The organism is Neisseria flavescens (assembly GCF_001618065.1).
GTDB lineage: Bacteria > Pseudomonadota > Gammaproteobacteria > Burkholderiales > Neisseriaceae > Neisseria > Neisseria flavescens_A.
The window spans coordinates 57,474-77,845 of record NZ_LAEI01000070.1 but is presented as its reverse complement, the minus strand read 5'-3'; the positions used below and the strand labels follow the sequence as shown (position 1 = coordinate 77,845).

Below are 20,372 nucleotides of genomic sequence, written 5' to 3'. Positions count from 1 at the left end.
ATGTTTGAAAAAATCGTCCTTGCCAGTGGCAACGCAGGCAAACTCAAAGAATTTTCCCGCCTCTTTGCAGACTTAAATATCGAAGTCCTGCCGCAATCGCAGTTCAATACGCCCGAATGCCCCGAGCCATACCATACCTTTGTTGAAAATGCCCTGGCTAAAGCACGTCATGCCGTCAAATATAGCGGCTTACCGGCACTTGCCGACGACTCCGGCATCTGCACCAACGCCTTAAACGGCGCACCCGGCATTTTTTCCGCCCGTTATGCAGGCGAAAACCCCAAATCCGATACTGCAAATAACGCCAAACTTTCTGCCAATCTTGCCGATAAAGACGATAAAAGCTGTTACTACGTCTGCGTCCTTGTCCTTGTCCGCCACAAAAACGACCCGCAACCCATCATCGCAGAAGGCATCTGGCACGGACAATGGCAGGCAGAAGCTACAGGCATAAACGGCTTCGGCTACGACCCTCATTTCTATCTGGCCGAACACGGTTGCACCGCCGCCGAGCTTGACCCTGAAATCAAAAATGCCGAAAGCCACCGCGCCCAAGCATTGCGTGAACTATTAAGAAAAATCGAAACCTTATAAATCGATAGCAGGCCGTCTGAAAACCTGAAACGTTTTTTTAGATGTTCTAAATCCAACAAATAATGGAAGAAATCCATGTCCCCTAAGCAAATCTTGATTGTCGCCATCCGCTTGGTCGTTTTAATCGGTATCGTACAAACGCTTGGCAGTATCGCGACCATATTCGTACAGACAGAAAGCATGTATGACAGTAAACAAATCTCATCCGTACTGTTGCTCTACGGCTTGTATCTAATTGCATGGCTGCTGCTATGGTGTTTCCCTGCCGCCATTGCCAACCGCCTGTTGCCCGAACATCTGCAAACCGTACAGGAAGCCCCAAAACACCCTGCACCATGGCTGACGACCGGTATTGTATTAATAGGCATATATACTGTTTTCCAAGCTATCCCCGACCTAATTTACCAGTTCTCTCTCTATCTTTTTGTACAGTCTATTGCTATCGACACACATACATCCGTTTGGGCGGACCTCGGCGCACAAAACCAAGCCGGTATACTTGCCAACATCGCGCAGCTTTTTATCGGCATTTTCCTGCTATTCGGTGCACCCAAACTCTCATCTTGGATGCGCAAAAGACTTTAACTACATAAAAACAACAGGCCGTCTGAAGCCTTCAGACGGCCTACCTCACATTCATTCCCATGCCCAAACCCATACCTGAAGAATTGGCAGCCTTTGCAAAACACGTCGCTGCCTTCATCCCAACCACACCTGACGAACTTCTTCAACTCATTGACGGTCAAGAAACTGCTATCGTCTTTTTAGGCAAACCAAGCTGTTCATACTGTCGCCGTTTTGTTGCAAAACTATTTACCGTTTCCATAAACAAGCAACTTACCATCCACTTTACTGACAGCAGCAATAAAGCAGCTTTAAAAACTTTTCGTGAACAATACGGCATCAAAACTGTTCCCGCATTACTCAACATCTCACAAGGCAAAATAAAATTTGTCTGCAATTCCAAATTATCAGAAGAAGAAATTGAAGCTTTTTTGAGCGCTTAGACTTCGCATATTTCCTACTGATAACTTTCCCCGCCGACATTTCAGTTAAAATAACAGCCTAAAAATTTCAGACGGCCTTGAGCCTCAACACATACCATGACCCAAATTACTTTCCAACGCCCCGGCCAGCTAACCGCCCTGCCTCCTTTATCACTCTATATCCACATTCCGTGGTGCATCAAAAAATGCCCGTATTGCGACTTCAATTCCCACAGCCTGAAAAACGGTCTGCCGGAAGAAGCCTACATCGATGCCCTATTAACCGACTTGCAGCTTGAATTGCCCAATATTTGGGGCAGACCGGTGGAAACCATATTTTTCGGTGGCGGTACACCCAGCCTGTTTCAGGCGGAATCGATTGACCGTTTGTTAAGCGGCGTGCGTTCGCTGTTGCGCTTGCAACCCGAAGCGGAAATTACTTTGGAAGCCAATCCGGGCACATTTGAAATTGAGAAGTTTCAGGGATTTAAAGACGCAGGCATTACGCGTCTGTCTATCGGCGTACAGAGTTTTAACGACGATATGCTTGCTCGATTGGGACGCGTTCACAATGGCAAAGAAGCCCTGACAGCTATTAATACTGCATTGAAATTATTTGATAAAGTCAATATCGATTTGATGTACGCCCTGCCAAACCAAACGGTTCAGACGGCATTGGACGATGTGCAAACCGCTATTGCAACAGGCGTATCGCATATCAGCGCATATCATCTGACAATGGAACCGAACACGCCTTTCGGTCATACGCCGCCAAAAGGATTACCGCAAGATGAGGCGGCGTTGGACATCGAAGATGCCGTACACGGCGCATTGGAAGGCGCAGGCTTTATCCACTACGAAACATCGGCTTTTGCAGAACCTGGTATGCAGTGCCGCCATAATTTGAACTATTGGCAGTTCGGCGATTACTTGGGTATAGGTGCGGGCGCACACGGCAAAATCTCCTATCCCGACCGTATCGAGCGAACTGTCCGCCGTCGTCATCCCAACGACTATCTTGCCGCCATGCAAAGCAATCCGCATGAAGCAGTTGAACGCAAAACCGTTGCTGCCGAAGACCTTCCATTCGAGTTCATGATGAACGCCCTACGCCTGACCGACGGCGTACCTGCCCCAATGTTGCAGGAACGTACCGGCGTCCCCACTGCAAAAATCATGGCTCAAATCGAAACCGCCAGACAAAAAGGCCTGCTTGAATCAGACCCGACCGTGTTCCGCCCGACAGAGCAAGGCCGTTTGTTCTTAAACGATTTGTTACAGTGTTTTTTATAAGTGCGATTTTACATGAAACCCAATGAGATAAATATATAGAGTCTCTGAGATAATTGGGATTATTTTGGATGGAGCGGGATTTGGTGGGATTGGTTTTGTGAAAAGTAGTTTCATAGAGTGCAATAAAAAGACGAGCATAATTTGCTCGTCTTTTTTTGTTTACAGGCCTGAACTGAGTGGCTCGATTGCAATGTCAAGGATGCGTTTATCTGCTCCGTTTTGAAGTTGACCACTGCCGTTGATTGGTAGATAGGGGCGGGCTGGAAGTTGGACGCTATGGTTTCTGCCTGCGGAGCCACCCAAGTGGTGAATTGCCGCATATGGTTTGTTGCTTCCGATACGTGCAAAGTTGTTGCCTACTTGTGTGGAGATGCTGGCTGAGACCTTTGCAAAATTCCCCAAAATCCCCTAAATTCCCACAAAGACATTTAGGGGATTTTCCATGAGCACCTTCTTTCAACAAACCGCCCAAGCCATGATTGCCAAACACATCGACCGTTTCCCGCTATTGAAGTTGGATCAGGTGATTGATTGGCAGCCGATCGAACAATACCTGAATCGTCAAAGAACCCGTTACCTTCGAGACCACCGCGGCCGTCCTGCCTATCCCCTGTTGTCCATGTTCAAAGCTGTCCTGCTTGGACAATGGCACAGCCTCTCCGATCCCGAACTCGAACACAGCCTCATCACCCGCATCGATTTCAACCTGTTTTGCCGTTTCGACGAACTGAGCATCCCCGATTACAGCACCTTATGCCGCTACCGCAACTGGCTGGCGCAAGACGACACCCTGTCCGAACTGTTGGAACTGATTAACCGACAATTGACCGAAAAAAACCTAAAAGTAGAGAAAGCATCCGCCGCTGTCGTTGACGCCACCATTATTCAGACCGCCGGCAACAAACAGCGTCAGGCTCTAGAAATCGATGAAGAAGGACAAGTTAGCAGCCAAACCACACCGAGTAAGGACAAAGATGCCCGCTGGACAAAGAAAAACGGCCTCTACAAACTCGGTTACAAACAACATAACCGCACCGATGAGGAAGGCTATATCGAGAAACTGCACATTACCCCCGCCAATACCCATGAGTGCAACCACCTGTTACCTTTGCTGAAAGGGATAGCCGAAGGTACAACCGTCTATGCCGACAAAGGCTATGACAGTAAGGAAAACCGGCAACATCTGAAAGAGCATAGGTTACTGGACGGCATTATGCGCAAAGCCCATCGTAACCGTCCGCTGTCGGAAGCGCAAACCAAACGCAACCGATATTTGTCGAAGACCCGTTATGTGGTCGAACAAAGCTTCGGTACGTTACACCGTAAATTCCGCTATGCCCGGGCAGTCTATTTTGGTCTGCTCAAAGTAAGTGCACAAAGCCATCTGAAGGCGATGTGTTTGAACCTGTTGAAAGCGGCTAACAGGCTAAGTGTGCCTGTTGCCGCCTAAAAGGTGGCCCGGATGCCTGATTAATCAGGTATCCAAGGGAGATTAAGGGGATATTTGAGTAGAATCGGTGGATATTTGAAACGAAAACAGCCGAAATCCTGTTTTGGGCTTTGGCTGTTGAGGAAAGGGCTATTTTGCAAAGGTCTCGGCCTGTTTAAGTTTATAGAAAAGCGCAAACCTTTTTATATCAAAAGTTTGCGCTTTAAATCTGGTGGAGGCGGGGTTAATCGTACTTTGAACTTAACTTATTGATTTAAATATAATCATGTTCTTGTTTGCGGTAAAAGTTACCCCAAAACTTTAAGGTAGGGGCATTTTTTTGGCACTATTTACCCCTTGTCAGATTGCCAGTTTAAGCTGTTTGGGTGGCAGGGGCAAAAATATTTTGTGGCATTTCTGCCAAACTGTGAATATGGTCTGATTGTAACACCAGCGATCACGCGCCGTCTTGTGGGTTGGTGCTTGCTTTATTTTCCAGCCGTCCGATATTGCCTTTCGGGCGGCTTTTGTCTGTATCAGTTCTGCCGTTCATTTGCCCGCAAAAGAAAGCGTATATATACAAAAAAACGCAAAAATCGTTTGTTACCTTGTTACCAATGGCTGAAATCCTTGTTATTCGAGGCTTTCGTGGTAAAAAAATACATATCTTAACCTTGTTACCATTTGTTACCGCCCCTGTTTTTTAATGTAACCATATGAATATAAAAGGGTAACAAGTGGTAACAAATCGGTAACAAGTAAATTTATGTTCATTTGTTACCGTTTTTTCTGTGTTTTTATATTTATATTCATATAGTTATAAGTATTAAATTTTGTGGTAACAAAGGTAACAAGTGATTTTGTCTCGCGCATATGGTTTTATCTTTTCGCGTGTCTTGGTCTTCTTTCCTTTTTATGGACTTGAAAAATTCAAGGGACTGCATTATTACGCGCGCGTATTGGTGTCGAAATTATTTATTCCACTGCCTGCCTTTTGGGTAGATATGGCGTAAATAGGCTAAAATCGCGCTGTAAGCGTGTTTCATTGATTGGGTATGGGTAGGTATAGGGAAAGGGTCAAACAGTCCTAATTTTTGAAATTTAGGGGGCGTCTTGTTGATTTTATGCTTTCTTGGTTGGTCTGCCTGAATGTTTGGACGTAAAAAAAGCCCGCCATTGTCGGTAATAGCGGGCTTGCTCTTGGTTATTCGTCAAAGTCGGGCGGGGCTTCTCCCATCAAAACATAGAATCGGCTTGCAACGCCGTTGCGTTTGCGCTGGTGTTGCCATCTGCCGTTATCGGTTTTTTTAACCATTCGTGATTATGTAGGACTTCACACACTTTATGCAGGCTATATCCTTTACAGACTTCATTTTCAAAGGTTACGGGGATTATCCAATATTCATCTATGCTTCCCTCTTGTTTCCGATAACCTGCGTGATTTTGGTTTGTGTTTTGGGCGTTCCAGTCTGAAAAGCGCATAGATAGGGCGTTAACGTCCATGAAAGCGGTTACTTGCTCAATGATTCGGCGGTCTTCGCGGTTTCCTGTTGCTGGCGTTTCGATAGGCACAAATATAGCCGCCTCTGTGGGCGGCTTCAGTACAATTAGACTTTTTTAGTTGTTTGCCTCTGCAAATTTGGCTTTTAGGTTGGCTTCAGATATTCCGTAACCTTCTGTTTTATTTATCAAATAATCGATTATTTCTGCCTGATTCTTTTTGACTCTCTTGTCAATTATCAATTCTTTCAAACCAGATATGATATTCAGTAAGGATTTTTTATCATTTATTTCTTTCTCTTTTTTCCCTTTGATTCTATTCGCTAATTCCTTTTGAAGTTCGATTAAATCGTCTTGCATAATACATAGTTCATTTTTACTTACCCTAATGATATTTCTAGGATTATCCAAATCTTCTCGCTTTATACTTATGCTGTCTGATAAACCAAGTCCATTTAAAAAATCATGCGGAATCAAACAAAATTCAAGACGTTCAAATTCAAAATGTACATTAGGCTTATCAGCTGTAATTTTGCCCCATAAGCCATAATTATCTATAAATGCTAATGTATCTATGGTGTGTACCGTGAAAGATTCTTTTCCTCCCTCTAAATATTTAGCATTAACTGGCGTAACATAGATGAAATCTCCCTTGTATATTTTCTGTTCAGGAAATTCAGCCTCTTTGTCGCTTTTACTTTCGTTATATGTCCAATCGTAAGATGTTCTTTTTGCAAAATAATATTCTCGGCCAATGCAATTTATATATAACTCTACTAGATGACAAAAGTCTGTCTTTCGATCGCTCTTTTTAGTAAAGATTTCATTAAATAATGTTTTTGTTGGTTAAGAAATATATTAACTATTCTTAACTATGCAGAAATTTGAAAACAATGGGATATTAATTTAGCGCAGTCGGAAGACTTGCCTCACTTATTGGGGATAAATATCAAACAGCCTTGATGGTTTGTTCCGTCAAGGCTGTTTTTTGTATCGGGTATTTCTTTCAGGCTACCTGAATAATGCGGTACTGTCCGTTGCCGAATACAGTTTCTTTCCCCAAATGCAACCATTGCCCGATATACAGCATTTGCGAGAAAGTAGGGGGAAGATCGGTCAGTTGCCATGTGCCGATTAGGCCGCTGAGTGGTGTGATTTGCCTTTGACGGTTGGAAAAATGGTGGTACTCATACCATGAAAGCTGTGGAGGGAAACCTTGCCCGCCGATTTGGCTCGATAGCTCAGCAGTGTCCGTGTGATTATTCCAGTGCAGATGGGCAAGCGTTAGATAACGGCGCAGAAGTTGGCGCAAGAAAATCTCTTGCGTAAGTTCGGTTTCGCGCAAAATCTTGCCTTTTTGTTGGATGCGCAGGGGGTGAGCAGCTGAATACGCGCTTGTGTAGGATAGCGTTCAGGTAGCCTGATGCTGTTATTGTGCCGCTCGATGGGGCTGTCATGCTCGCTAATTGTCAGAAAACTGCCGTCTGCCTGCTGCACGGTAATGCTGGTCAACTCGCCTTTGCCTGTATTGCCTGCCTTACGTAGGCAATGGCAAAGAGCAGGGCTGTCAAGCGGATACGTTTTCATCAATCCGAAAACCGGCAGCCCGTTTGAGAACGACAAAGTGCCGTGGAGACCGTGGCAGCACGCTATAAAAATAGCGGGGGTAAGGTACAGGAAACCCTACAACACCCGCCATACATTTGCCACACTCAACCTCATGGCCGGAGCCAACCCCATGTGGGTAGCCCGTCAGATGGGATACAGCACCATGAAAATGCTACTTGAAAACTATTCCCGCTGGATTGACTTGGCCGACAAACAGCGTGAAAAGTCCAAAATTGAGCAGCTTCTTAGTGGAAAATGTGCCAATAGTGTGCCAAAAAACACAGAAATGGAGATAAGTATAGGATACTTATCGGATATCTTGGTGATGGAACACGGAACCGAACCCGCGTCCGTTTGCCGAGCCAGATGGTAACGCCTTGGCCTTGAGGGTATGGATTCGACGATTTGGCCGAATCGCACATCCGGCACTTGGCTTCTTGGTTAAAAAGCGCGTTCATGGAGTCCCTGCACCCTTACGGTCCACGACTCCTGAATGGCATTCCTCATGGTTCCACTCGCCTCAAGCCACTACTCCAAGAGGGTTGGCGTTGGCGCGCAGCTTTTTCGCCAAGCTAGGGGTGCCACGTCGCAGTTCTTCGCTCCTGCCCGACCAACCCCCGCACGATTGACGGCAGACGCCGACTTCTTGTTGGAGAATGAGCAATACTGTAGAATGCAGTACATTTACAGTGGAGTCAGGAGAGGCTATGGTCAACAGCAAAACCGCCACGCTGGCCTTTCGGATCGATCCGAGCTTGAAGGAGGCATTGCGCGTCGCAGCTCACGCGGAGCATCGCTCCATCGCGAACATGATCGAGGTCTTGATTCGTGGCTACTGCGAGCAGCGAGGCATTGCCATCCCCGACTCCGAAACCGAGAACAAGAGTGGAGAGCGTTCATGATCAAGACGGTTAAGCAGGCCTGCCGGTTCAACCCGGTCATTCAAGACTACCGGATGAGTCAGGGCATCGAGAACCTGGCCGATCTGATTCATGATGCGGGTGACGGTCGAGAGTTCTTCTCGCGCAACTTCGTCACGTACGGCATGGAGCAACTCTTCCGCGAAGGCCTACTGCGCCTGTCCGGTAAGTCTGATCAGGCCGTCTTCGAACTGACCCAAGCAATGGGTGGCGGTAAGACGCACATGATGATCGCACTTGGTCTGCTGGCGCGACATCCTCATCTGCGTCCGGAAGTCCTTGCCACTGACTTGAGTGATCGCGTGGATTTCGGTCAGGCCCGCATCGCCGCTTTCAACGGTCGCAACAACCCCGACAACTACATCTGGGGCGAAATCGCGACGCAGCTAGGCGAAGCAGAGGCCATTAAGCCCTACTGGGTCAATGGCCCCAAAGCGGTCGACCAACGTCAGTGGAAAGAAATCATTGGGGACAAGCCCACGCTGATCTTGCTCGACGAGTTACCCCCCTACCTTGACAACGCCAGCACCCAGGTGTTTGGACAGGGCACGCTCGCCAACATGGTGGTTTACAGCCTCAGCAGCTTGATGAGTGCCGCGCTTGAGTTGCCCAACTGCGCCATCGTCGTCGCCAACCTTTCCGGCAGCTACAAAGCGCAGACCAAGGCTCTCGCGGATGCCATTTCCAATCTGCAGCAGGAAACTCGCCGCCAGGCAATGACGATCACGCCGGTGCAACTGGCCGGTAACGAGATCTACGAGATCCTCAAGAAGCGCCTGATTGACGAACTTCCTGACGAGCGCGTTATCGCCGACATCGCCGACGAATACGCCCAGCAAATCAAGAAGGCCGAAGATGGGGGCTACATTGTCGTCGCCAGCCTGGAACAGATTGCCGAGCAAGTTCGCGAGACCTATCCGTTCCATCCCTCATTCAAGCATCTGGTTGCCCTGTTCAAGGAGAACGAAGGCTTCCGCCAGACCCGTGGCTTGATGCAGTTCACCGCCCGGTTATTGAAGAGTGTTGCGGAACGGGAGGCAGACGACGTTTTCCTTATCGGCACCCAGCATTTGGCACTCAATGACGATCAAGTCAAAGACGAGATCGAACGCATCGCGCCAAAGTTGATGCCAGCGCTCACCCGCGACATCGCCGACAACGGTAATGCCATCGCGGAAACCATCGATGACGAACTGGACGGCGATGCCGCCCAGCAAGTGATGACGCTGCTATTGGCATCGTCCTTGTCGCGCGCAGTCGGTGGGCGGATTGGCTTGTCCGACAGCGAGATCATCGAGTTCCTGGCCGCGCCCAACCGCAAGGCGGATGAATTTCTCCAGGCGCTGCAACGACTCCGTGAGCACGCGTGGTATCTCCACCGCGAGGATCAGCGTTTCTTCATCAAGGAAACGGAAAACCTCTCGCGCCAAATCGAACGCAACGCCAAGGAAGTACCGCAGCCCAAGGTTGACCAGGCGCTCATCAACCGACTGACTGGCATCCTGCAGCCCGAGCGGCGCAACGCCTATCAGGATGTGCAGGTACTACCGAAGCTAGACGAGCTGAAGCTCACTGGGCCGCGAACGCTAATTGTCATCAAGCCAGACGGCAAGGTGCCACCGAGCGAACTGCAGAGCTTCTTCGACTACCAGCAGGAGAAGAACAACCTGCTTGTGCTTACAGGCCAGGACAGTCATATGGCTGATGCGGTCGAGGATCGCCTGCGGGAGCTCTATGCCATTGAGCAGATTCATAAACGGCTGAAGGCTGGAGACACGCTTTTTGAGGAAGCACGCGATCGAATGGAAGAAGCCGAAGATCGCTTCGAGAAAGCCCTGTCGGCAGTATACAACCGCGTCTACTTCCCCAGTGTTGATGATTTGGATGGGCGCGAGTTTCTCGCGCCAGTCACCATCGACAACGGGTTGAAGCTGGGTAAAGGAGATCAATCCGCTGAGGCTCAGATCGAATCCCTGCTAGCCAGCCCACGCGCCAACTACAAACTCGCAGCCGATCTCGCCGAGAACTTTAATGAATACTTTGCGATGGCTGAGGAATACCTCTGGCCATCAGGAAAGGACAACCGGCGCACCCCGTGGAAGGACGTCGTCAGCCGTGCCAAGAGCAATCCCGTTTGGCCCTGGATGCCCGGTAGCGGCGGTATGGACACCCTCAAGACGGAGGCACTGAAGCAGGGTCGCTGGCGATTGGGTGAGGATGGGTATGTCGAAAAGGGACCGTTCCCCAAAGACAAGACCACTGTCAACGTCTCCGTGGTCGGTAGCCATCCCGACACCGGCGAGACCATCTTGAGTCTCACCCCTCGGCACGCAGGCGAAAGCCCAATGGTCGTTTATGCAACCCGGCAAGAGGAACTGGTTACCGGGAAAGCGGTGGACGATCTCGATAGCTTCACGACCGGAGAAGGCACGCTCTACTTCCTGGCTAAAGATCAGACCGGCCAGTACGAAACCGGTGCGCCTGTTCGGTGGACTGCCGATCTCAAGATTCGCCACCAGGTTGATCCAGCCGCTGACAAGCGGCGCATCACCCTAGCGAGCACACCCAAGGCAGATCTGTTCTACACGCTGGATGGTTCCAATCCCAAGGACGGCACGCCCTACGAGGGGCCGTTCGAGATCGGGCCTCAAGCGGTACGCCTCTTGGTCTATGCACGCGCTGGTGAAGCCAACAAGACAGCGGACTTTCAGGTTCCTGCAAGTGGCGACAAGACGGTTCAGATTGTTGACACCAAGCCAGCCAAGCTGCAATCCAAGCGAGTTGCGCTGGACACCACTGATCGCGTCTACGGCGTTATCAACCGCTTCCGCGATCAGCCGGGCACTCGGTTCAAGGGTGTCCGCATTGAGATTGGCGAGGGCGAAAACACTGTGACCATTCGCTTTCAAGAGCGAGAAGTAACCGCAGCAATGATTGAGGGTGTGGTGAACAGCCTTCGTCAGGTATTGAACGAAGACCAAGCACCGGTCGCCATCACCATTGCCGATGGCATCCAGTTCGACACTGGATTTGCTGCCAAAGAGTTCGCCAAGCTGGTGGGTATTGAGCTCAAGCCCGGCGACGTTATTCAGGAGAACTAAAGAGATGACTCAATCCAAGGCGGCAAGCAGCGCGGCAAAAAGCAAAGCGGTTGGGCAGAAGAGTCTGCACCCTACGCTGGGCTTTGGCGTGCCTACCACCTCGGACCCGCATCACTTCAAGGTCATCATTCCTCGGAGCAACACCGGGCGCGTGCAGATAAGTGAGTACCTCGGCATGCAAGCCACCGCCGATGAGCACGCGGTTATCGACCGCGTGTTGCTGGATCGACCACGCTGGACGGCCATCCGCTCAGAAGTTCAGCGCGCATTCAATGCCCGGCTCAATGGGCACGAGCTCAAGCCTAGCGCCTGGAAAGTCGGCGACAACCCAGTGGACAGACTGTTGGGCAAGGAGCTCTGTGTCCTCGCGTGGGCCGTGGAACACATGGAGATTGAGAAAGTGCCGGTCGCCGTGAGGAATTGGCTGGCGCTGCGCCCCGAAGAGCGCTGGTGGCTCTTTGGCATGACGGCCATGAGCACAGGCGGCATCAACGACAGTGACAAAGGGTGGCGGTTGGCGTTGCGCCATGCGCTAGGTGACGTCGCACAAAGCGAACTGCTGCAACCCAAGGCGCGGCGTCAACGCGCGGGCGACGACAGCGACCGCCCGACCTTGGACCTATTTGGGAACGAATGAAAAATGAATGAAGCGGTAAGAACAATAACTCCCCTAGTTCCGCTGGCGCTCAAGGACGCACCGGCCCTGATTGAATCGGTGTTCCCTGCGCAAAAAGTCTCGTTCGAGGCGCAAGCCGAACGTAAAGCAGTTGCTGCCCAGACGCTGACTGGGTTGGGTTCCTATTGGAAAGGGCGTAAACCTCTGATCCTGGTGCGCGCCATCGTGCTTGGTAGCCTGCTGCCCACGACTGACGACCCTGAACAAGACCTCGCGGTGTTCGAGAAGTTGATGGCCTTCGATGAGGAAAGCCTCGCAAGGCGTGCGCTAGCTGAAAACGCGCTGTCCGCGACGCGCTTGCAGGAACTGATCCCCATCAGCGACCCCGAGCACTATTTTTCCGGACGGGGCTGGCGGCGTGACATCACCGACGATGACAAGCTGGTGCTCTATCGCAGAGCATTGGCGACCTTTGGTAGCTACGAGGAAAAGGCCGGTCTGGGCAAACGCCCCGAAGAAGTGGATCAGGAATGGCTTTACGCTCCGGCGTGGGAGGCCGTTAACCAGCATTACGCACATTTAGGCATCAACGTCAACAACATTGCCGAACTGGTTGAACAACTGGGCATGCTGCGCTACGGCCATCGGCCGAGGGCCGGTGATACCTTCAGTGGCGGTGGTTCGATTCCCTTTGAAGCAGCACGCATTGGCTGCGACGCCTATGCCTCCGATTTGAACCCGATTGCGTGCATGCTGACCTGGGGCGCACTCAATGTCATCGGAGCCTCCCCCGAGCGCCGGGCAGAGATTGATCGGGATCAACAGGCTGTGTTTGATGTGATCGACAAGGAGATCACCAAACTAGGCGTCGAACATGACGAGAAAGGCAACCGTGCCAAGGCGTACCTTTATTGTCTGGAGACGCGTTGTCCTGAAACCGGGTGGATGATTCCGCTCTCGCCGAGTTGGGTGATCTCGCCCAAACAAGGCGCGGTTGCCAAGCTCATCCCTGACGAGAAGAACAAGCGTTTCGACATCGAAGTCGTCACGGGCGCATCTGCAGCACAGATCGCGGCTGCCGATAAGGGCACCGTACAAGACGGGAACATGGTCTACACCCTCAATGGTCGCACCTATCGCTCACCGATCAAGACGCTGCGCGGTGATTTCCGTGATGCGGATGGCAATACCGGCAATCGCCTGCGTCGTTGGGAGAAAGATGAGTTTCATCCACAACCCGATGACATCTTTCAGGAGCGCCTCTACGCCATCCAGTGGATCACCAAGAAGTCCATCAATGCGTCGCGGCAGATCACCTATTTCTCCACGGTGACCGAAGCCGACCTCGCACGCGAGCGCCAGGTGGAAAAGCTGGTCTCTGAGAATCTTACCCAATGGCAGGCAGAGGGGTTGGCGCCGGACATGGCTGTAGAGCCTGGTTCTGAAACAACTCGCCTCGGTCGTGAACGTGGGTGGACGCATTGGCACCATCTTTTTAATGCGCGACAACTCCTGCTTCAAGCGATCTCAATCAAGACATGGAGAAGTTCAGGCTCCGCCCCCTTGGGCTGGATTAATCTGGCTAAGGCGGCCGATTTCAACTCAAGGCTTTGTCGCTGGGCCACATCGCAAGGCGGCGGACTGGGTGGACCGAAAGGCGTATTCTCGAATCAGGCACTAAATACCTTCTTCAATTACGCAACGCGCTCGTGGGCGGGCTTCGGGGCCTCGTCATTCAAGATGGCCGAGGCGTCATTGCCCGCTGTGGATCGCTCCATCGTCTCGTCGCCTGCAGAAAGGCCCACACAAAGCTGTGAACTTTGGATCACAGACCCACCCTACGCCGATGCGGTGAACTACCACGAGATCACTGAATTTTTCATCGCCTGGCTGCGCAAGAACCCACCCAAGCCATTCGATGAGTGGGTGTGGGATTCACGCCGCGCACTGGCCATCAAGGGTTCGGGTGAGGACTTCCGGCGCGGAATGGTCACCGCCTACAAGGCGATGGCGGATCATATGCCAGACAACGGCATGCAGTGCGTGATGTTCACCCACCAGGACACGGGTGTTTGGTCGGACATGGTCGGCATCTTCTGGGCTGCTGGCTTGCAGGTCGTGGCAGCTTGGTACATCGCCACCGAAACGACGTCCGAGTTGAAGAAAGGTGGCTACGTACAGGGCACCGTGATTCTGATGTTGAAGAAGCGTGCTGCAGGTGATCGCGCAGGCTTCAAGCAACGTATCCTCCCTGCCGTGCGCAGCGAAGTGCAGCGTCAGATTGAAACGATGATGCACCTAAATGACGAGGTGAAGAGCAAACACGGCGAACCCGTTTTCAACGACTCCGACTTGCAGATGGCAGGTTACGCCGCCGCTCTGAAGGTGCTGACGGCCTATACGCAAATTGGTGGCGAGGACGTGACTGCTTTCGCACTGCGCCCACGCGTGCGCGGCGAGGTCACAGTGGTCGATGAGATCGTGCAGCAGGCGGCAGAAGCGGCCAACAGTCTACTAGTGCCCGAGGGTCTGGCAGCCGACACCTGGACCAAACTGACGGGTATCGAGCGCTTCATGCTGCGCATGATGGATATGGAAACTACGGGCGCGGCCAAGCTCGACAACTATCAGAACTTTGCCAAGGCCTTCCGGGTTGACGACTACAGCCGAGTGATGGGCAGTATGGCGGCCAATCAAGCTAGACTGAAGCGCGTGCCCGAGTTTGCCTCCCGCGACTTGACCGACAGCACCGAGCTCGGTGCCACTCGACTCGGGCGCTTGATCATTGGCGTGCAACAGGTGTTGGAGGAAACCGAACCGCAGGCCATCGTCAGCCAATTGCAGGCCGAAATGGCCGACTTCCTCGAGGTCCGCTCACTGCTGGTGGATTTGTTGGCCTTTATTGAACGCAAAGCCCCGGAAGAGCAAGTCCGCGCCGGTGCTGAAGTGCTGGGGGCACGCCTCAAGAACCTGCGGTTTGGAGCCTAAGTGAATGTCGATCCAGCGCTTCTCCTCCCGGACCCATCGGCTCGATGCGAGCTTCCTGTTGCAGCATCTGCAGGGGGCTCGCAGCTATAAGCGTATCGCTGGCTACTTCACAAGCTCGCTGTTTGAGGTCGCCAACGAACTGCTGGAGACCATTCCTGAGGTCAAGATTGTCTGCAACGTGGACATCCACCCCGACGATCTGAAGGTGGCGCAGCTACGCGAAGCCAAGATGATGGGGCGTTGGAACGAGAAGGCTATCGAAGCAGAGGCCTTGCTCAATCGAGATCGCTATCGTCGCTTAGACACCTTCTTGCAGAAGCATGGTCAGGCCGTGCGCGTGGCTCCAGACAACATCTGCGGCTTCGTGCATGGTAAGGCGGGAGTCATCGAGCTGGCTGACGGCCGCAAGTTGGGCTTCATCGGCTCGATGAATGAGACTCGTAGCGGCTGGCAACGCCACTACGAGATTTTGTGGGAAGACGAATCTCCCGAAGGGATTGCCTGGATTGAGGAAGAGTTCGAGTTTTTGTGGAATGCAGCTCGACCGCTTCCGCAGGTGATCATCCGGGAGGTCCATCGACGTGGCTACCGCCGCGAGGTGTTCTTCGACGAGATCGACGAAGAGGAGGATCTCGCACCAGCGGCCTTGATCGAATCGCCTCTTTACCGCGAGGGATTGTCGCTGCAGCCTTGGCAGCAGGGGTTTATCACCGAGTGCCTGCGCCACCACCAACAGCACAAAGTAGTGAGGCTGCTGCTGGCCGATGAGGTGGGGCTCGGAAAGACGCTGTCCCTCGGTACCGCAGCGCTGACACTTTGTTTGTTGGCGGATCGAGAAAACCAGGCGCGCAAGCCAGTGGTGATCTTTGCTCCGGCCACCCTGTGCGAACAATGGCAGACAGAGATGATCGATAAGCTGGCGATCCCCTGTGCGCGCTGGGACACCTTGCGCAAGGTTTGGCTGGGCACTGATGAACGCGTAATCTCACCTGCAGGCCGCGAGCAGATAGCCAAGTGCCCCCTGCGGATTGGGATTGTCTCCACTGGACTGATGATGCGGGACTCCCCGGAGAAACAGCACCTCCTGGGCCTGCGTTTCGGTTTGGTCATCCTTGATGAAGCCCACAAGGCGCGCAGTCGCCAAGGCTTTGGCAAGGATGCAGGCTCCCCGAATGAGCTGCTAGCGTTCATGCGTGAGATTGCGGCGCGCTCAGATCATGTTCTTCTGGGCACTGCGACGCCGGTTCAGACCCAGCCCGAGGACTTATGGGACTTGATCGGCATTCTCCATCAAGGCAAAGGCAACTTTGTCCTCGGCAATAACTCTGCGCCGTGGCACCGGCCTCGTAAAGTGCTGTCTATCCTTTCCGGGGAGCAAGAGGTCACTGATGTTGGATTTGCTTGGCAACTGCTGAGATCGCCTTTACCACTGGTTGACTCCACCCAAGAACCGCGAGCGAGAAAGCTGTTCAGCGCTATTCGTCAGGACTTGGGGCTTGTCAACGGGGAGTGGCAAACCACCAAGACAGCTACAGATCTGACGGAGGATACCCGGGAGATCTTGGAAGATGAGTTGGAGCGCCGAATTTCGGGTGCCACCCTATTCCAGCGAGAGAATCCATTGGTGCGTCACGTCGTATTGCGCAAACGCGTCAGCCTCGAAGAGGCTGGACTGTTGACTAAGGTCGGTGTCGACGTTCATCCAGATCGCCAGCTTGTAGGCGACCCACGTTGGTTCGATGCGCTATTTGAAGCCAAGGCCCTGCGAACCAATGAGAACTTCCGTGAAGCCTATCGAGAGGCGCGCTTGTTTGGTAAGGCGCTCGGTAAGCGCGGCGGGTTCATGAAAAACCTCATGGAGCAACGCATTTGCTCCAGCATTCAGGCAGGACTCAGTACCGCTAGGATGCTTTTGGAGGGCCGGACGATCCACCAAGAGGAAGATGAGCAAGAAGGTGATCTGAAGGTTGAAAGCGGCGAAGAGCGCGAGGTTTTGCTCCGGCTGATCAGTCGCCTAGAGCACATTGAGGAAGACCCAAAACTCAACGCCGTTATCCATTACCTGGAAAGAGAAAAGTGGCGCGAGCTCGGGGTCATTATCTTCAGTCAGTACTACGACACGGCAAAGTGGGTCGCCGACGAGTTAGCTACGCGGTACCCGGATGAAGCAATTGGCCTGTACGCTGGTGCAGGCCGTAGTCGTTTGTATCAACGTGGCGATAGCGTGACGTGCGAGCGGGAAACGCTCAAAAAAATGGTGGCTGAACACGAGATCCGCATCATGGTTGCTACAGATGCGGCCTGCGAAGGTCTCAATCTTCAAACTCTGGGCACCTTGATCAATATTGATTTGCCGTGGAATCCGACTCGCCTCGAACAGAGGATCGGACGCATCAAGCGCTTCGGCCAGAAGCGCGAAACCGTGGATATGCTCAACCTAGTGAATGAGCAAACCGTGGACGAGAAGATCTACGAACGCCTGTCGGAGCGGATGCGCAATCGCTACGACTTATTTGGATCAGTTCCTGACACTATCAAGGACGAATGGATAGAGGACATCGAGACCCTCGGGGAAAAGATGGACGAGTTCATCAATGCTCAGAAAGAGGCGACGGGATTTGACCTGCGCTATACGGGCACGATGGAGCCACCGGAGAAAGACTGGCGGGATTGTTCCGAGGTACTGTCACGGCGAGACTTCGCAGTGCTGATGACCACGGCTTGGACGGGATGACGATGCTGGATGAGTACTCAATAGAACAGCGCGCGAGTCAAATCTTCGATGCTCGCAGCAGGGAATACTTCTCCGAGGTATTGAGCTGCTACACGGCGGGCAAATACCGGTCGGCTGTCGTGATGCTGCGGTCGGTCGTGGTCTGCGATCTACTTTTCAAAATCCAAACTTTCAACGGGAGTGACAATGGCATATAGAAACGGCAACTACTCGGCTTTCCGCGCGTACCGCACCGACGTTGCTGGCCACCTGATGCTGCGACTCGGTCTGGATGCGATCCAGCGCCTTGATCATCCCCTCGACATTGGTGATAGCCGCCTGCGCCTTCTCGGTCGCGACCTTCAGCTCGAACTGCGCGTTTTGGTCGGCGTAGGTCTTGAGCTTATCCAGTGCCTCCTTGGCCTTGGACACATCGGCATCGACCGGCAGCGTCTTGCCTTCCTTTAGTAACTGCTCGTATTCCTTGAGCTTCTTCTCCGCTTCCTGCAGATCGGCCTGGATCTGGAACAGGTATTCCTTCTCGGCCAGCGCCTTGTCCAGATCAGCGATGGCCTTGTCGAAGCGCGTGGTGTCGGCGTCGAGCGTGACCTTCAGCCCGTCCTTGAGCTTGGCCGTGATGTCGTCGATCTGGCGTGTGGTCTCGGTCAGCGTCCGCTGAATCTCATCGCGCGCCGTGATTGCCGAGCGTGCCGCCGTCTGGTGCGCCTTCGCTTCGGCATCCAGCGTCTGGTTGAGAATCTCCTCGGACTGGCGAATACGGTCGATGGCATCGCACACGCCCTGTTTGCCCTGCGCGGCCTGCACGTCGGCATCCTTGGCCTTCTGCGCCAGTTCTGCGCGCAACTGATCGGCTTAGCAAACGAACAGGCTTGGGCGTAGCCTTGCTAAGTAATTCTGTTGAAACTTATTGTCCGACATTAAAACAGGCAACCATTTCTTTTTTGGCTTCCTGATTGTGTCCGACTTCTTCGTAAGTCCATACAGTCAAAGGTGTTACGCCGTTTTTAACTTCAGAAAGGAAACGTTTAACAGATGGAACGTTATTTCCTGTTTCTCCAAACCAAATACGATTATCTGCAACTAATTCTTCAAATTTTTCTTTTGATACGCGCCAACATCTACCTGCTGGCGGATTAACTATACGTCCTGATGGCGTGGCAATTGGATAATCTGTTGATGGTGAATATGTTTTTACTGACATATCCCCAGATTTCCAAACTCCACGTTGGTCATTATCTGGGTTTTTATACATTGCTTGCGTTTTTTCTGAACGTGGCAATAAATCAGGTCGCCAAATTTCTTTGTTTTTAGCAAACGCAATAATGAAATCATGATTATCTGAAAGCCATTTTGCGTCATTGGACGGGGAATATTTCTTTTGCCAAATCACGTTATTGATGAAATTCTGTTTACCGTAAGTCAGTTCGGTAATTTGGCGAAGCAAAACCTGTTCATCGTCATCAATACTGGCAAAGAAAACGCCGTTAACTCTTTGTGCATGGTCGGGCTTCCATTTATTCGGCTTTGCTACTTGGTCGCTGTGCCATTTACGCGCAATAGCCTCAAATGTGTTTTTTAGCTGTTCTGCCTGCCTCTGTGCTTTGTCTTGCTGGTGTAGCTTAGGGTCATCCCTTTTGCTATCAGCCTGCGTAATTCTTCGCGTTTTTCTCTTGCTTCTTTTAAGCTGATTTCAGGATAGACACCCAGTCGCATTTCATCGCGTTTGTTGTCGCTTGGCCGGTAGTAACGAAAACGCCAGTATTTGCCGTTTCCCCTTGCTTGAAGATATAACCCGCCGCCGTCTGATAATTAATTCGGCGGTTGTAGTTTTTTGCATTGGCTATCTGTAAGTGGCAGCGTCTGTTTAGGTATTTTTAATCCAGTTTGGGGTAACTTTTAAAAACTCATTAAGCCATTGTTAATAATTGGTTTTATGGACTTTTGGGGTAACTTGTTTAAAAAAATAGGGCTAATTTGCCCACTTTTCGGGCTTGTTTTTTTGGGTAACTCATGAAAAGTTACCCTATAAATTGCGAAAACTCAAGCATACGCCAGCATATTCAAGGTAATAAAAAAGCCTTGAAACCGTTATGGCTCAAGGCTTTATGCGTATTGCAGGATACTGCTGAAAATTGGGTATGGTGGAGGCGGGGGGAATCGAACCCCCGTCCGAAAGTCCTCTACAGAGCGTTCTACATACTTAGTTGTGTCTATTTAGAATCTCGTCCTCATCATGCCGACCAACAGGCCTTCAGAGAACCAGTTACCTTAAATCTCGTTTCCTGCCAAGTAACCCGACAGAAAACCAGTCAATGTAGAATGACGTTGCGGTAGCTTGCGCTACACAGCCCATTGACCAACTGCTGCAACGGCAGGCCTTAAGCGGCCAGTGCGTAAGTTTCGTCGTTTGCGACTATTTAAATTCAGTGTTTTACGGGAAATCTGAGACCCCGGTATGCCCGCATCTGCTTTGCAACCCCCGTCGAAACCAAGATCGCCCCCAAATAGGAAAGGTCGATTATACGCATGTCAGCAGGCTTTGCCAAGTTGCTGTTTGATTAAAAAGGCCGTCTGAACAGCAGTTTGCTTTTTCAGACGGCCTG

Annotated in this window: 18 protein-coding genes, 1 other RNA gene and 2 pseudogenes; 11 read left to right on the top strand and 10 right to left on the bottom strand. The window is 51.6% G+C overall.

Annotation, left to right across the window (positions count from 1 at the left end; genetic code table 11):
* The 4 genes from rdgB (at position 1) to hemW (ending at position 2,873) form a co-directional block, all read left to right on the top strand.
* Positions 1–594, top strand: a complete 594-nt coding sequence (gene rdgB, locus TW89_RS10955) for an RdgB/HAM1 family non-canonical purine NTP pyrophosphatase (RefSeq protein WP_128581446.1) — start codon at positions 1–3, stop codon at positions 592–594.
* Positions 595–669: 75 nt separating this feature from the next.
* On the top strand, positions 670–1,179 hold the full coding sequence (locus TW89_RS10950; RefSeq protein WP_128581445.1) for a hypothetical protein: 510 nt from the start codon (positions 670–672) through the stop codon (positions 1,177–1,179).
* Between the two features lie 59 nt (positions 1,180–1,238).
* Positions 1,239–1,601, top strand: coding sequence for a thioredoxin (locus TW89_RS10945; RefSeq protein ID WP_128581444.1), 363 nt, complete (start codon positions 1,239–1,241; stop codon positions 1,599–1,601).
* Between the two features lie 96 nt (positions 1,602–1,697).
* On the top strand, positions 1,698–2,873 hold the full coding sequence (gene hemW, locus TW89_RS10940; RefSeq protein ID WP_128581443.1) for a radical SAM family heme chaperone HemW: 1,176 nt from the start codon (positions 1,698–1,700) through the stop codon (positions 2,871–2,873).
* A gap of 159 nt (positions 2,874–3,032) precedes the next feature.
* Here the strand turns inward: hemW and TW89_RS10935 are convergent.
* Positions 3,033–3,260: pseudogene (locus tag TW89_RS10935) on the bottom strand (phage virion morphogenesis protein); the annotation flags it as partial.
* Between the two features lie 55 nt (positions 3,261–3,315).
* Between TW89_RS10935 and TW89_RS10925 the strand changes: the two are divergent.
* On the top strand, positions 3,316–4,323 hold the full coding sequence (locus tag TW89_RS10925; RefSeq protein ID WP_128581442.1) for an IS5 family transposase: 1,008 nt from the start codon (positions 3,316–3,318) through the stop codon (positions 4,321–4,323).
* Between the two features lie 1,215 nt (positions 4,324–5,538).
* On the opposite strand, the gene TW89_RS10920 is transcribed toward TW89_RS10925, so the two are convergent.
* From TW89_RS10920 to TW89_RS12160, 4 genes are all read right to left on the bottom strand, one after another.
* The gene (locus TW89_RS10920; protein WP_283114722.1) at positions 5,539–5,874 is read right to left on the bottom strand and encodes a hypothetical protein; all 336 of its coding nucleotides are present in this window, start codon (positions 5,872–5,874) and stop codon (positions 5,539–5,541) included.
* 45 nt (positions 5,875–5,919) lie between these two features.
* Positions 5,920–6,279, bottom strand: a complete 360-nt coding sequence (locus TW89_RS10915; RefSeq protein ID WP_128581441.1) for a hypothetical protein — start codon at positions 6,277–6,279, stop codon at positions 5,920–5,922.
* 529 nt (positions 6,280–6,808) lie between these two features.
* Positions 6,809–7,147: a CRISPR system precrRNA processing endoribonuclease RAMP protein Cas6 gene (gene cas6 / locus TW89_RS12165; RefSeq protein WP_283114721.1), complete on the bottom strand. Its 339-nt coding sequence runs from the start codon at positions 7,145–7,147 to the stop codon at positions 6,809–6,811.
* Positions 7,087–7,389, bottom strand: a complete 303-nt coding sequence (locus TW89_RS12160) for a hypothetical protein (protein WP_283114720.1) — start codon at positions 7,387–7,389, stop codon at positions 7,087–7,089. The genes cas6 and TW89_RS12160 overlap by 61 nt, the downstream gene beginning before the upstream one ends.
* Before the next feature lie 151 nt (positions 7,390–7,540).
* Here TW89_RS12160 and TW89_RS11780 point away from each other — a divergent pair, with 151 nt between their 5' ends.
* Positions 7,541–7,783, top strand: a complete 243-nt coding sequence (locus TW89_RS11780) for a hypothetical protein (RefSeq protein WP_164836731.1) — start codon at positions 7,541–7,543, stop codon at positions 7,781–7,783.
* Positions 7,784–7,930: 147 nt separating this feature from the next.
* Here TW89_RS11780 and TW89_RS10900 read toward each other — a convergent pair whose 3' ends face one another.
* The gene (locus TW89_RS10900) at positions 7,931–8,131 is read right to left on the bottom strand and encodes a hypothetical protein (protein ID WP_164836730.1); all 201 of its coding nucleotides are present in this window, start codon (positions 8,129–8,131) and stop codon (positions 7,931–7,933) included.
* Here TW89_RS10900 and TW89_RS10895 point away from each other — a divergent pair.
* The 5 genes from TW89_RS10895 to TW89_RS10875 are packed head-to-tail and all read left to right on the top strand — an operon-like array spanning position 8,118 to position 17,769.
* Positions 8,118–8,312, top strand: coding sequence for a ribbon-helix-helix protein, CopG family (locus TW89_RS10895; RefSeq protein ID WP_128581438.1), 195 nt, complete (start codon positions 8,118–8,120; stop codon positions 8,310–8,312). The two genes, TW89_RS10900 and TW89_RS10895, sit on opposite strands and share 14 nt — an antisense overlap.
* Positions 8,309–11,431 (top strand): anti-phage-associated DUF499 domain-containing protein, encoded by a 3,123-nt coding sequence (locus tag TW89_RS10890; protein WP_128581437.1) that lies wholly within the window; start codon positions 8,309–8,311, stop codon positions 11,429–11,431. The genes TW89_RS10895 and TW89_RS10890 overlap by 4 nt, the downstream gene beginning before the upstream one ends.
* Positions 11,432–11,435: 4 nt before the next feature.
* Positions 11,436–12,068, top strand: a complete 633-nt coding sequence (locus TW89_RS10885) for an anti-phage-associated DUF3780 domain-containing protein (protein ID WP_128581436.1) — start codon at positions 11,436–11,438, stop codon at positions 12,066–12,068.
* 3 nt (positions 12,069–12,071) lie between these two features.
* A complete protein-coding gene (locus TW89_RS10880; RefSeq protein WP_128581435.1) occupies positions 12,072–15,035 on the top strand; it encodes an anti-phage-associated DUF1156 domain-containing protein in 2,964 nt (987 codons plus the stop codon).
* A 4-nt stretch (positions 15,036–15,039) separates the two neighbouring features.
* Positions 15,040–17,769, top strand: coding sequence for a phospholipase D-like domain-containing anti-phage protein (locus TW89_RS10875; protein WP_128581434.1), 2,730 nt, complete (start codon positions 15,040–15,042; stop codon positions 17,767–17,769).
* 171 nt (positions 17,770–17,940) lie between these two features.
* On the opposite strand, the gene TW89_RS10870 is transcribed toward TW89_RS10875, so the two are convergent.
* From TW89_RS10870 to ssrA, 4 genes and pseudogenes are all read right to left on the bottom strand, one after another.
* The gene (locus tag TW89_RS10870) at positions 17,941–18,612 is read right to left on the bottom strand and encodes a hypothetical protein (RefSeq protein WP_225522210.1); all 672 of its coding nucleotides are present in this window, start codon (positions 18,610–18,612) and stop codon (positions 17,941–17,943) included.
* Between the two features lie 61 nt (positions 18,613–18,673).
* Positions 18,674–19,213, bottom strand: a complete 540-nt coding sequence (locus TW89_RS10865) for a hypothetical protein (RefSeq protein WP_164836727.1) — start codon at positions 19,211–19,213, stop codon at positions 18,674–18,676.
* A gap of 131 nt (positions 19,214–19,344) precedes the next feature.
* Positions 19,345–19,518, bottom strand: a pseudogene (locus tag TW89_RS12155) (Arm DNA-binding domain-containing protein); the annotation flags it as partial.
* A 390-nt stretch (positions 19,519–19,908) separates the two neighbouring features.
* Positions 19,909–20,271: a transfer-messenger RNA gene (gene ssrA / locus TW89_RS10860) on the bottom strand.
* Positions 20,272–20,372: the final 101 nt, after the last annotated feature.